The following is a 12518-nucleotide window of genomic DNA, read 5'->3' as shown; positions in this document are numbered from 1 at the left end:
GGCCGCCTCACCCTCCTGCGGGAGCGGGGGCGTCCAGCTCGGCGCGGATCGCCTCCAGCCTGGCGGCGATCTCAGGTGCGGCCTCGCTGAGCGCGGCCAGGTCCGTCCAGGTGTCCAGGCGCTGTGCCCACAACACGCCTCTCGCCTGTTCCAGCAGCTCTCCCGCCTGCTCCACCCGGCCGGCGAGAAGCGCGGCCGCGGCCGCGTCATTGCCGAGGCCCGCGAACTGCCTCAGGTGATGCTCGCCGTCCATCCGCTGCAGGCCGCGCCATACGGCGCGGGGCAGCAGCTCCACCGCTGTGGCGAATCCTTCCGCCGCCGTCGCCCAGGCTCCCGCGAGCGCCGCCGCGATGCCCCACCCCTGCGCCGCCTGCACTCGCGCGGACGGCGGTGCCGCCGCCATCCCGGCGGCCTCGCGGCACATCTCCGCCGCCTCCTCCAGGTCGCCGGGCCCCTGCCGATCGAGCAGAAGAGTGGCGACCTGGTACAGGTAGGTGGCCCGGTCGGGGACACCTTGAGCGGTCAGGGACAGCGCCTCTCGCCCCGCCGCTACGGCCTCGTCCAGATCGGCGGCCAGCCCGGTCCTGTCGTACCGTAACTGCAGTGCCTGGCACAGGATGACGAGGTACGCGCCGCGGTAGGTGTCGTCACCGGAGGCCGCCTCCCTGGCCAGCCGTAACGCCTCGTCGAGGTCGTCCGGCGCCCCCGTGGCCGCGTGCCGTGCCCGCAGGATGTTGCTCAGGTTGGACAGATACCAGCACCTGGCGGGGTCACTGACGGAGACCGCTGCCACCGCGCGGGCACCGTGCTCCGCGGCCTCGTCCAGGTCGGCCACCTGCCCGGTGTTGTGGAACCGGATCACCAGCGCCTGGGTGAGCGTGGACAGGTAACCGGCCCTGGTGAGGTCGTTCAGCAGCGGCGAAACCGCCGCCCGCCTGCCTGCCTCGACGGCCCCGTTCAGATCTTCCAGCGACCCGGCCAGGATGAAACGGGCGAGCAGCAGCGTACCGAGGAGGCTCACCCGCCTGGCCAGCTCGGGATCGTCGGCGGGCGTGAGCGCGACCGCCGACCGTACGGCGGTCAGCGCCTCGTCGAGGTCGCTCAGCATCCCTGAGGCGCGGAACCGGAAGTGCAGGGCTCCGGCCAGATTGGACAACCGTCTTGCCCGATCGGGATGGTCGTGGGCGGTGACGAGCACGGACCGTCGTCCTGTCTCCACTGCCTCGTCCAGGTCCACCGCCGCACCGGTGTGCCAGAACAGGAACTGCGCCAGCCCGCAGAGACCGGTCAGATAAAGGCCGAGGTCGGGGTGGTCCGCCCCGGTGACGGCCACCGCCCGCCTCGCGTGATCCAGCGCCTCGTCCAGGTCCGCCCTGTCGCCGTCCTGGGCGAACCGCAGCTGCAGGCTGCCGGCGAGGTTCGACAGGTACATGCCGAGCGCGGGATGCCCCAGCTGGATCAGGTCCAGCGCCCGGCGCCCGGCGTTCACCGCCTCCTCCAGATAGGGAGTCTTCAGCGTCAGGAGGTAGCGCTGCTGCGACACTCCGCCCAGGTCCGACAGGCGCTGGGCGAGTTCCGGATCGCCGGGCTCGGTGACCTCCACCGCCCGTCGGCCGATCTCGGCGGCCTCCTCCAGATCGGCGGGATCATGAAATCTTCCGTACCTGGCCAGAAGGGCGCCGCTCAGATTGCTCAGGCAGCCCCCGAGCACGGGGTCGTCGGGCTCGACGATGCTCCCCGCCCGCCGCCCGGCGTCCACCGCCGCGTCGAGATCCTCCGGATCGCCCAGCCGGGCGTAGCGCAGCCGCAACGCGTTACACAGGTTGGACAGATCCAGGGGATCGGGTTCCTTGGCCACGACCAGCCGGCCCGTGTCAACGGCCTCGTCCAGATCGTCTACGTCACCCGTCCGGCTGTAGCGCAGCTGCAGGGCCGCCGCGAGGTTGCCCAGGCACTTCGCCCGCTCGGGATGCCCGTCGGGAAGGACCGAACGTGCTTCCCGCAGCAGGGCCACGGCCTGGTCGATTTCCGCCGGGTCAGGCATCCCGTGCAGGATGTCCGATGCTCGCTCGACCGCCCGGACAGCGTCCTCTTCGAGAGACATGTCCTCAGAGTGCCAGGCGATGGCTCTCGGGTCAGATATTCCGGCGGCTCGCCGTCAGCGTGGCACTCCAGTGGACCCGGCGATCGGCAGCCGAGCCGTCATGTTCAGCCGTACCTCGCCGTAGGGGCGCACGTGCTGCCAGAACAGCGGGGTCAGGCCGCGCCGGTCGGCCGGGGTGAGCAGGGCCGCCCACTGCGGTTCGGCCAGAACGTCCTGCAGCATGAGCGTGTTGACGTAGACCAGGGCGGTTTCAGCGCCGACGCCAGTCGGCTGTAGCGGGCGGTGTCGCCCGGCTCGGCCTGGTACAGCCGCGCGTGGTTGATTTGTTTGATGCGCGGCAGCAGCTCGACGTTGAGTAGCCGGGTGATGCCGAACCCGATCTCGGACTGGCCGTGGGAGTCGACGTAGTTGCCCTCGACCTTCATAGTGGTGCCGTGCCGGATGGCGCCCTCCACCATCGCCGCGCCCTCCGAGGCGGAGGCTAGCGTCTGGGAGTGCACCACCACCGAGCCGCGCTCGACATGCCAGTAGACCAGCACGCCGCGGCCGCCGTAACGCGAGTGCCACTCGGTGAACAGGTTCTGATCCCAGGCCCGGAAGTGGGTGGAGTCGGAGGCGACCGCCGTTGACCCGACGCCCCACAGGCCGGCGTCGCGGGCGGCGAAGGTGGCGTTGACGATCTCGATGGCGACCATCCGCGCCACCTCGGCGTTGAGGTAGCGGCGCCGTACGTAGCGCAGTTCCTCCTCGGTATGCGGGTGCGCGCCGGAGGTGACCGACCGGATCCCGCAGTTGGTGCCGTAGGCATAGATCAGCAGCATCAGCCGCTCGGCCAGCACCTGCCCGTCCAGGTGGCCGCCGCCGGTCAGCGCGGCCACCTTCTCCAGACAGCCGGTCCGCAAGATCGCCTCTTTGAGGACGTCGATCAGCGGGACCGCGCTCCACCGGCGGGCGACCTCGTTCTTGATCCGGCGCAGGTCGCGCGGCTCGGGCGCGGCCTCGATCGGCGACAGCTTGATCGCGCCGCTCTTGCGCTCGGCGATCTGCAGCCACTGCAGGCCAGGCAGGCGCGCATCGAGCTCAGCCAGCGCGTCGCTCACCTCCTGGCGTAGCGCGTCGCAGAACGCCTGCGGGTCGCGCGGCTTGCGCAGCTCGGCGTAGTGCTCGGCGCGGCGGGACTCGAAGTCGGCCGGCAGGTCCTCATCCGGGTTGCGCCAGCGGCCCGCTCCGGCCACCCAGATCTCCTTGCACCGCAGCTGATCCGGCAGCGCCTGGAAGGTGGCCACCTCCTACACCATCCGCGCCACCCGGCCCCGGCCACGCGTGTCCTCCCGGAAGATCAGATCCGACCAGTCGCCCTGGGTGCCGCGATGGGCCGGGACGACCTCGCCGAGGGGGTAGTAGGTGATGTTGCCCGCCTTTGCGTAGCGCCGCACCAACTCCAGGGCCTCGATCACCGGCCGGTGCACGCTGTTGGTCGAGGCGAACTCCAGCACCTCCACCAGCTCGATCAGGCCGCGCCGGTAGTGGCCGGTGTAGGAGGCCTTCAACGTGGTCTGTACCGTACGCCGGTAGATCGGCCCCTTGGTCTTGAACTCCTTGACCAGCTCGCGCAGCGTCTCCTCGCCGCCGCGCACCGCCGAAACACCACCTGCCGCACCGTGCCGTCCGGCTCGGCCAGCGCCGCATCGGCGATTGTGGCCCGGCACTCGGGTCGCCGTCACCAGGGGCAAAGTAGCTCTGCGTAATCGTGGTTAGAGTGGCTCGCGGGGATGGAAGCCAGCTTGAGAGGCGTCCTGCTCCCGAAGGCGTCCCCAGCCCCAAAGTAGCGATGAGCTAGATCACGATTACTGCTCGTGGTTTTACGGGTAGGTGGCCGGGTCTGGCTGGTTGGGAAGGAGATCGGCGAGGGCGGTCCGTATGGCGGCGCGGCTGACGCCGTGGGCGCGGGCGAGCGCGGCGATGGAGGCGCCCCGTTCCTGGTATGCGGTCGCGCCACAGCTCGGCGGTTCGCAGCGCGGGCGGGTGGTAGCAGGTGGCGTCGACCTCGACCAGCGGGAAGTTCGCCGCGTAGTGGTCGAGGCGCTCTTCTGGCGTGGTGGCCGTCGGTGGATACCAGCCAGACTCCAGCAACGACCGATCCGTCCACGACGCCGTTCCCACCAGAACCCTGCCCATGGCGGTGTGCACTGCCCCGATGAGGCCGTGTCAGACGCCTTGGCGTATGTACAGGTCGCGCAGCAGGCCGATCTCGCCGCCGTGATGCGAGACCTCGACCAGGGCGTGCAGCGCGAGCTTCAGGTAGGTGTAGGTGCTGTCGGCGGGGCCCATGCCGATCGGCGCCAGCAGGCGCTCGTCGTCGAGGGCTGCGAGGCGGGAGGTGAAGTGCTCCCAGTCCTCGGCGAGCGCCTGGAGGCCCTCCTTCGCGGTGCCCGGCCACGCGTCGCGGTCGCCGAACTCGGGGGCGTCGTCGAAGAAGTAGATCACATAGCCGCGCAGGCAGAGGTTGCCGATGTGCCAGATACGCCAGGCGATCGTGGTGACGGGGTCCGGTGCATCCGGGCTCGACTCCGGAAAGACCGCGTCGACGCGGAAGACGCCGTCGTCGCCGGGGCGCAGTCCGACGCAGTCGCTGACCGGCTCCCAGTGGTACTCGGCGTCGGTCAGGCCCTCAAGGCGCCCGAACAGCCGGGATCGCGCGTGTTCGAAGGTCAGGAGAATGTCCCGGGTGGCGGGATCGGTCATGTCCACCCGATGCACCCTATAGTCCGGATCATGGAGCGCTATGCCGGGGATGTCGCATCGGTGATGTCGGAGATACACGCCCACGAGCAGTAATCGTGATCTAGCTCATCGCTACTTTGGGGCTGGGGACGCCTTCGGGAGCAGGACGCCGTGTAGGCGTAGCTCCAAGTGGCCGCGTTCGGAGCGGTCTTCGTCTTCACCAAGCCGGCGGGCGTGGTGCCGCCACCGATCGCCGGTTCACTGCCGTCGGTGTAGGTGAAAGTGGTCGAACGGCCGGAGGGGAAGTCCGCGGTGGCCGGGGTGATCTGCTTGATCTGCTCGCCGAAGCTGTTGTACTCCGACGTGGTCGCATACGTGGGGTCGTCATCGCCGCCGGAGCGGCCGTCGCGGTGCGTCAGCAGCCGGTCGTTGCGCGGGTCGAACGGGTCGCCCGCGTTCAGGTAGTAGGACCAGAACTCGACCGCGCACTCGCCCGGGGCGCGGCAGTACTTGCGGGCGATGGTGTTGCCGCGCTTGTCCTGGAAGATGTCGTTGCGGTCGATGACCTTGGTCAGGTAGCCGGCCTGGTCGTACTCGTACCAGGTGGTGAAGTTCAGCTGGTCGGTCTCCCCGCGGACGCGGTAGCCGCGCCAGGCGTCATACAGGTACTGCAGCTTCTCGTTACTCGGGTCGGTCACCACCACGAGCGCCTCGCCGGACTGCTGCTCGGTCGAGATGTCGCCGATCTTCCACAGGCCGCCGTCGCTGTCGGTGTGGGTGGCCAGCCGATCGGTGCGCTCGTCGTAGGTGTTGGCCGCCCACACCCGCCCGGACGGCAACGTCACCGTGGACAGCTTGTGCGGCACCGCGTTACGGGCGGCGTAGTGGCCGGCGATCTCGGCAGGCGTGAGCGGCTTGCCGTAGAGGGCGAACTCGTCGACCTGGCCCTGCAGCGGGAAGGCCTGCGTGCCAGCAGGGACGGCCGGCGAGGTGGCCGCATTGGTCACACCGTTACCGACGGTGGCGTACTGCCGCCATGTGGTGACCTGCCCGGTCGTGGTGCCGGCCTGCTGGCCGTCCAGGAAAAGGGTCTGGTTCTGGCCGGCCACCGTGAGCACCACGTGGTGCCAGGCGTCGTCGTTCACCGCGGCGGTGCTGGTGATCGGGGTGGTGACGGTGCCCAGCGAGCCGCGCAGCTTGCCGTCGGTGCCGACGTACAGCATCGGCCCGACCGCCACCCCGCTGGACTCGGTGGTGCCCGATGCCAGGATCACGCCGGAGGCGCTGGTCTTGAACCACGCCTCCACCGACATCTGGTCGGCCACGTGCGGGACCGCGTTGGCCGGCAACTTGACCGCGGCCCCGGCCTTGAAGCCGGTGGAGGTGTCCGGAGTGCCGGTCAGCGCGCCCGGCTCGCCGAGCGTCACCGCCTGGTAGGTCGCATTTCCGGCGCCGGTGCCCAGGTCTGTGGCCGCGGTGCCGGTCGTCTCCCCGAGCCGCCAATATCCGAACGGGTCGGAGTTGAGCACGCTGCTGCGGTACTGCGAGCCGCTGCCGTAGCCGTAACTGGTGCAGTTCGGCGCCGCCACCGGCGCGCACACGCTGGTGAGCCGGTCACCATCGTAGGTGTAGGTCCACGTCAGCGCGGTGCCGTCGACCGGGTCGCTGGAGACGTTGGTGACGTGATTGCCGGTCCAGCCGAAGGTGATCGACCGGCCGCCGCCGCCGTAGGTGAGGTCCTGGCTGCGGCCCCGCTGGTCGGTCACCTTGGTCAACCGGCCGGCGTTGTCGAACAGGTAGGTGGTGGCGCTCTTGTCCATCAACCGCCACGTCCCGCCGCTTTCCTCGCCCAGCGTGGCCTGCGGTCACCGTGGATGCGGCCGCCAGGACAACCACCACCGCCGCCAATCGTCGCCTGATCACGCACGGCTTCGCAGCGGCACACCTCAGCAGAATCACACTCTTCCCCGAAAGGGGTCCCGTGGCCCAGATCGGCACCGAATCACGCGCCCAGATCGAGGATCTTTGGCACCGACCTGGCCGCCGCCCGCAGGCAGCCTGCGGGCGGCGGGTCGACGGAGAAATGATCACCTCTCCATCCGAAGGGCAGGCCGAGGCTGGGAATCGCCGCCGGTGACGGCAGAGCGCGCCGGGGGTGTGCCAGCATGAGATCACGCCCCGCCGGAGGCACCTTTCCTTCTCCTGGCGGGGCGGCTCACGAACTGATCGCCCGGCTCATGCGAAGTCGGTTAGCGCGCCCGCCCGGTCACAAACCGATGACGGACTTGGGGCCCATGTAGGAGCCGGCGCCGGGCCATCCTGCCCGAGCCAGCTCGACGAACCGGGGCGAGAAGCCGACCTCCGGCAGGGCGGCCAGCAGCACGAACCGCACACCGCGGATCGGCGTGGTGTCGGCGCCCTCGGCGACCGCGCCCACCTCGCCGCCGACCCGGGCGGCCTCGAAGGTCATGTGGATGACGTGGGTGCCGCAACCGGGCAGATGGTCGCACACGTACAGCAACCAGCCGACCGCCACGCTGATGCCGGTCGCGCGTCTCCCGGACGAGGGCGTCGCCGAGCGCCTCGCCGGGCTCGACCTTGCCGCCGGCCGAGGTCTGACCGTCGTCTCCCGGCTTCACCAGTCAGCGCTGCGGAGAATCGTGTTCGGCGCCGACACTCCGCGAGCCCTGCCACGACCTCCACAGCGCCTCGTAGACCCCGCCCGCCGCGACCAGCTCGTCGTGGGCTCCGACCTCCACCACCCGGCCGTTGTCCATGACCACCACCCGGTCGGCGTCGCGGGCCGTGTGCAGGCGGTGGGCGATCGCGATGACGGTCCGCCCCTCCAGGACGGCGGCGAGCGAGCGTTCGGCGCGCCTGGCCGTACGGGGGTCGAGCATGGCGGTGGCCTCGTCCAGGATGACCGTGTGCGGGTCGGCCAGGATGACCCTGGCCAGGGCGAGCTGCTGGACCCGGTCCGGGCCGAGGGCGGCGCCGGACGACTGGGACCCCAGCTCGTCGTCGAGCGAGGCGATCCAGTCGGCGCCGACCGCCGCCAGCGCCTTGCCCAGGCGGTCGTCGCCGGCCGTCGGGTCTGCCAGCAGCAGGTTGTCGCGGACGGTGCCGAGGAACAGGTGCTGTTCCTGGGTGACCAGGACGAGGTGCTCGCGGAGTTGGGCGGGGGAGAGGTCGGCGACGGGCACCGAACCGACGGTGACCGTGCCCAGGCGGGGGCGGTCGATGCCGGCCAGCAGCTTGCCCAGGGTGGACTTGCCGGCTCCCGAGGGGCCGACGACGGCCAGGCGCTCGCCGGGTCGTACGGTCAGATCGACGCCGGTCACCACGTCGTCGCCGCCTTCGTAGGCGAAGTGCACGCCGCACGCCTCGATGCGGTCGCCCTGCGGCGCCGCGGCGGCGACCTCCTGCCGCGCCGGTGTCGCCAGGCCCTCGATCCTGGCGAAGGAGGCGCCGCTGCTCTGCAGCTGCTCCAGCCAGATCAGGATCGTCTCGATCGGCTGGCCGAGCTGGCGCAGGTAGAGCACGCAAGTGACGACCGCGCCCAGCGTGACCTGGCCGCGGTCCAGGAGCACCCCGCCGAGCAGCAGCACCAGCACGGGCGGCAGGAGTGAGGAGACCTCCACCGAGGGCCAGAGCACGCTGCGCAGGAAGAGGGTCCGCAGCTGGGCGGCCCGGCTGCGCTCGATCACCCGTTCCGCCGCCCGCGTGCGCTTGACCTGCAGGCCCAGGGCCTCGATGGTGCGGGCGCCCGCGGCGTTGGCGGCCAGGTGCTCGGCCAGCTCCGAGCGGGCGGCGCCTTCCTCCAGGTAGGCGGGGCGGGCGCGGCGAAGGTACCAGCGGGAGGCTGCCACGATGCCGGCCAGCGCGATCAGGCCGCAGGCGCCCAGGACCGGGTCGACCAGGAAGACGGCGACTATCAGGAAGAGCGCCTGCAGACTCGAGACGAGGATCGCGGGGGCGGCGTCGCGCAGGGTGCGGCCGACGACGGCCACGTCGGTGGTTCCGCGGGCGGTCAGGTCGCCGGTGCGGATGTGCTCGACCGTGGCGGCGGGCAGGGCCAGCACGCGGTCCAGGAGTTCGGCGCGGATGTGTTCCTGGACACGCTCGCTGAAGCCGGTGCCGATCTTCTCGGCGTACCTGGACAGGACCAGCTGGGCCAGCGCCGCGCCCACGGCGATCGCGGCGAGCAGGTCGACCGTGCCTCCGGCGCTGATGGCGTCGATGATGCGGCCCAGCAACCACGGGCTGACCAGCGCTGCGGCCGCCGCGAGGCTGTTGAGCAGCAGCGTCGCGATAAAGCCCGGCACGTCGCGCCTGACCAGGCGTAGGGCGGCCCGCCGTACCTGCTGGCGGTCGGCGATGGGCAGGTCGCGGTTCATGCGAGCACCGATCGGTAGGCGGGGGTGGACTCCATCAGCTCGCGGTGGGTGCCGGAGGCGGCCACCCGCCCGTCCTCGATGAACAACACCTGATCGGCCTGGGCGAGCAGCAGCGGCGAGGTGGTGGCCACGACCGTCGTACGTCCGGCGCGTGCCGTACGGAGCCGCCCCGCGAGGAGGGACTCGGTGTGCGCGTCCAGCGCGGAGGTGGGCTCCACGGCCAGCAGCACTTCGGGCTCGGCCAGCAGCGCCCGGGCCAGGCGCACGCGCTGACGCTGGCCGCCCGACAGGTTGCGGCCGCCGGGTTCGATCATCGAGTCGAGCCCGTGGCGCAGCCCTGCGACCACGTCCTGCGCCGCGGCGACGTGCACGGCCCGGTGGATGGCCTCGTCGTCCGCCTCGCCCCGGCCCTGGAGGACCTCGCGCAGCGTGCCCGCGAACAGGGCGGCGTCGTGGTCGGCGATCAGACAGGTGCCGTCGAACCCGCCCAGCCCTTCGAGCAGCGCCACGCTTTCCTCGGGCCGGGCGCTGACCAGCCCCACCAGGCTCCCCGGCGCGACCTCCGGCCCGGCGGGTCGGGGCCGCTCCTCGGCGCGCAGCGCGAGGAAGCGGGTGACGTGGCGGGCGGCGACCAGGCCGTGGCTGATCTGGAAGCTGCCCTCGATGAAGAAGGAGACCGGCACCACCAGCACGGCGATGTACCCGTATACCCCGACCAGCTCGCCCACCGTGATCGCCCTCTCGGCGGCCAGCCGGGCGCCCAGCCAGGTGATGGCGGCCAGGAACAGGGCGGGTAATCCGGCGCCCAGCGCGCCGACCCAGCTCGTCAGCGACGCCACCCGGTAGCCCTGCTCGCGCAGGTTCGCCGAGTCGGTGCGGTACCTCTCGGCGTAGGTGCCCTTGCCGCCTAAGGCGTTGAGCACCCGCAGCCCCTCGATCAGGTCGACCAGGCGGGTGGTCAGCCTGCCCTGGTTCTCGCGGTAGCCGTTCTGCACCTTCATCAGCCGCCCGAGCAGCGGGCCGAGCAGGATCGCCAGCAGCGGCACGCCCAGCAGCACCACCACGGCCAGCACCGCGGAGACCTGCAGCAGCAGCACCGCCACCACGCCGTAGCTGATCACTGCGCCCACGCCGGGGCCGGTCACCGTCAACGAGGCGGCGATGGCGATGACGTCGCCGATGCCGATCGTCACCACCTCGCCCGTCGAAACACGCTTGGGCAGGTCGGCGCCCAGCTTGTTGATCTGCTCGACCAGGGCGCGCACGGTGCGGAAGTTGGCGTCCATCCGGATCTTGGTCATCGTGCGGTGCCGCAACATCGCCAGCCAGGCGTTGACCAGGCCCGCGCCGAGCAGCGCCAGCACCCAGCCGGGCGCCAGGTTGTCGTCGATCGCCCTGGACAGCAGGTACGGCGGGAGCGTCAGGCCCACCATCCAGAGGGTTCCCAGCGTCGCGCCCAGCGCGACCCGGCCCTTCTGCGCCCAGGCCAGCCAGCACAGATACCGAGCCGCCTTCATGGTGATCACGCTAGAGCATGGCTTTAATGCCTCTTTGCCCACCCTGGAGCGGCTGTTCGTAGCGACTGACCCAGCCCCCTTGCCGCGCTGCCCGGGTGCGCCCGTGACGGCGACGTCGCCACGGTGCGCGAAGCCCCGCTCGCGGTAGTAGGCACGCAGCCGGTCTTGAGGGTGCTCGCGGCTCTCGTTGATCATTCCTGTTGTCGAAGCAAGATCTCACAACAGAGAAACCGCGAGCGTGGCCTATTGCTGTTGTGTCCAGTGTGACGCTGTACAACAAGTCGTCTTTTGCCCGATGGGCTACTGCGTGCCGCTTCGTGATCGGGTTCGCTGTTCGTGAGTTTGCGCTTACCGGTTGCAAGGAAGGTGGAATGGACGCTTGTCGTGGCGGGTGACGGTGCTTCAGGAGCCGGGCAGAAGTACGGGCTTTCCGCAGGCGTCGACCTGAGCGGTCAGCTCGAGCTAGACCTCTTTCGGCGGCCGGCCGAGGACGCGGGCGCGCCGACCCAGGGCAACTACCACTACCAGACCGAGATCATCGCCTCGTACTGCCTGAGCCTGCACACCGACACGTCGATCGTGAAGATCATCTGCGAGTGCTGGTAAGCGGGGCCCAGCAGGGCCGCCCAGGAGCTCAAAGGAAGGGTCGGCCAGCAAGTGCGGCAGGTGCACCGCGGTGGTGCCGCCGTTCTCGGCGGCGAGCCGTACCAAGGTGTCGGCCAAGCCGACCACGGTATGCATCGTCTTCTCAAGGATGACTCGGTCACCGAGATGCAGCCCCGGTGGCCTCGGCGTTCGTGCCGTACTCATCGCAGGTCCGGTGCGCGAACGATGGCGGCCGGGCCGAGAACCAAAGAATCGAGGTCTGTGGTCAGATGCCCGGTCCAGAGCAGGTGATAGAGCACCGGTAGCGTCATCAGCTGGTCTCCAACCTGCTGAGCGCCGCGCAGCAGCGCGGTCGGGGCGCTGAAGACGTGGAGCAGTTCTTGGGCGAGCTCTTCCTGATAGCAGCGCTGGTGGCGATAGCCCGCCAGCCAGCGAAGGTTCGATCGCAGCACCGGGTCAGGGCCGCCCGTCCGGTGGAACTTCCAGCCCACCTCCTCGCAGGCGCGCCCCATCGCCGCGAATGCCTCAGTCGTCGCCGGATCGACCCGGTCGTCAGGTCGGACATCCACGACCAGGCCTTGGCCGTCACGCATCCGGGCGAAGTAGTCCGGTGCATGTCGTCGCACGCGATCGTCGGCGGCCCAGGTGAGCCAAAAAGGCTGGGAGGCGAAGGCGACGATGTCCTGGTCGAAGTCCATCACCATCAGCACATCGCGCTCGACCCACGACTCGTAGCCAACGTGGTCGCCAGTCGTGGCCGACCACCACCAGCCTGGGAAGTTCTTCTGCCCGCGGAAAGACGGAAACGACCGTACCGCTGGTGCCCGCTCAAACCGAACATTCCAGCCCACAGCCAGCGGCGCATGCTGCTCGACCCCTGCATTATCCAGGTAGGTCAGATGAAACCCCGCTCGCTCGACGCGAGTCGCCGATAACGCCGTCTAGGTAGACCACCGCCACGTATCGTACGCATTGCAGCCATACGAGGACGCACTGTAGTTGCCAGAGGCGCCAGATGTCTGAGACTTTCGCCAATCCACGCCAACTGCATGAGACATCCGCTCCGCGCACGCCAACTAGGGCGCGTATCGAGTCGTGATCAAGTGGTGGTCCGGGTGAGGTGCTTGACCCAGATCATTGAGGCGCGCAGATGGAGGCCGGCGAGGTAGC

General features: G+C 70.0%; 12 protein-coding genes. 1 reads left to right on the top strand and 11 read right to left on the bottom strand.

The features are described from left to right. Positions 1-7: 7 nt before the first annotated feature. The 10 genes from AB0B45_RS49630 to AB0B45_RS49585 all read right to left on the bottom strand — a co-directional run bounded on the left by AB0B45_RS49630 (position 8) and on the right by AB0B45_RS49585 (position 10742). The gene (locus AB0B45_RS49630) at positions 8-2104 is read right to left on the bottom strand and encodes a hypothetical protein (RefSeq protein WP_358145757.1); all 2097 of its coding nucleotides are present in this window, start codon (positions 2102-2104) and stop codon (positions 8-10) included. A gap of 54 nt (positions 2105-2158) precedes the next feature. Then, positions 2159-2326 (bottom strand): hypothetical protein, encoded by a 168-nt coding sequence (locus AB0B45_RS49625; RefSeq protein ID WP_358145755.1) that lies wholly within the window; start codon positions 2324-2326, stop codon positions 2159-2161. Then, the gene (locus tag AB0B45_RS49620; RefSeq protein WP_358145753.1) at positions 2257-3390 is read right to left on the bottom strand and encodes a Tn3 family transposase; all 1134 of its coding nucleotides are present in this window, start codon (positions 3388-3390) and stop codon (positions 2257-2259) included. The genes AB0B45_RS49625 and AB0B45_RS49620 overlap by 70 nt, the downstream gene beginning before the upstream one ends. A 3-nt stretch (positions 3391-3393) precedes the next feature. Next, positions 3394-3741, bottom strand: a complete 348-nt coding sequence (locus AB0B45_RS49615) for a hypothetical protein (protein ID WP_358145751.1) — start codon at positions 3739-3741, stop codon at positions 3394-3396. A 199-nt stretch (positions 3742-3940) separates the two neighbouring features. Next, a complete protein-coding gene (locus AB0B45_RS49610; protein ID WP_358145786.1) occupies positions 3941-4282 on the bottom strand; it encodes a DUF72 domain-containing protein in 342 nt (113 codons plus the stop codon). Positions 4283-4312: 30 nt separating this feature from the next. Further along, on the bottom strand, positions 4313-4849 hold the full coding sequence (locus tag AB0B45_RS49605) for a DinB family protein (RefSeq protein WP_352366368.1): 537 nt from the start codon (positions 4847-4849) through the stop codon (positions 4313-4315). Positions 4850-4887: 38 nt separating this feature from the next. Continuing rightward, positions 4888-6648 (bottom strand): LamG domain-containing protein, encoded by a 1761-nt coding sequence (locus AB0B45_RS49600; protein ID WP_358145749.1) that lies wholly within the window; start codon positions 6646-6648, stop codon positions 4888-4890. Positions 6649-7094: 446 nt separating this feature from the next. Next, positions 7095-7364 (bottom strand): hypothetical protein, encoded by a 270-nt coding sequence (locus tag AB0B45_RS49595; RefSeq protein WP_358145748.1) that lies wholly within the window; start codon positions 7362-7364, stop codon positions 7095-7097. Between the two features lie 106 nt (positions 7365-7470). Further along, positions 7471-9225: an ABC transporter ATP-binding protein gene (locus tag AB0B45_RS49590; protein WP_358145746.1), complete on the bottom strand. Its 1755-nt coding sequence runs from the start codon at positions 9223-9225 to the stop codon at positions 7471-7473. Beyond that, positions 9222-10742: an ABC transporter ATP-binding protein gene (locus AB0B45_RS49585; RefSeq protein WP_358145745.1), complete on the bottom strand. Its 1521-nt coding sequence runs from the start codon at positions 10740-10742 to the stop codon at positions 9222-9224. The genes AB0B45_RS49590 and AB0B45_RS49585 overlap by 4 nt, the downstream gene beginning before the upstream one ends. A gap of 366 nt (positions 10743-11108) precedes the next feature. Here AB0B45_RS49585 and AB0B45_RS49580 point away from each other — a divergent pair, with 366 nt between their 5' ends. Further along, positions 11109-11348 carry a hypothetical protein gene (locus AB0B45_RS49580; RefSeq protein WP_358145743.1) on the top strand — a complete coding sequence of 80 codons (240 nt, stop codon included), beginning with the start codon at positions 11109-11111 and terminating at the stop codon, positions 11346-11348. Positions 11349-11548: 200 nt separating this feature from the next. On the opposite strand, the gene AB0B45_RS49575 is transcribed toward AB0B45_RS49580, so the two are convergent. Next, a complete protein-coding gene (locus tag AB0B45_RS49575) occupies positions 11549-12199 on the bottom strand; it encodes a TnsA-like heteromeric transposase endonuclease subunit (protein WP_358145741.1) in 651 nt (216 codons plus the stop codon). Positions 12200-12518: the final 319 nt, after the last annotated feature.

The sequence above is a fragment of the Nonomuraea sp. NPDC049152 genome, assembly GCF_040648355.1.
GTDB lineage: Bacteria > Actinomycetota > Actinomycetes > Streptosporangiales > Streptosporangiaceae > Nonomuraea.
Note: the sequence above shows the minus strand (reverse complement) of the source record. Positions and strands in the feature narration are given on the sequence as shown.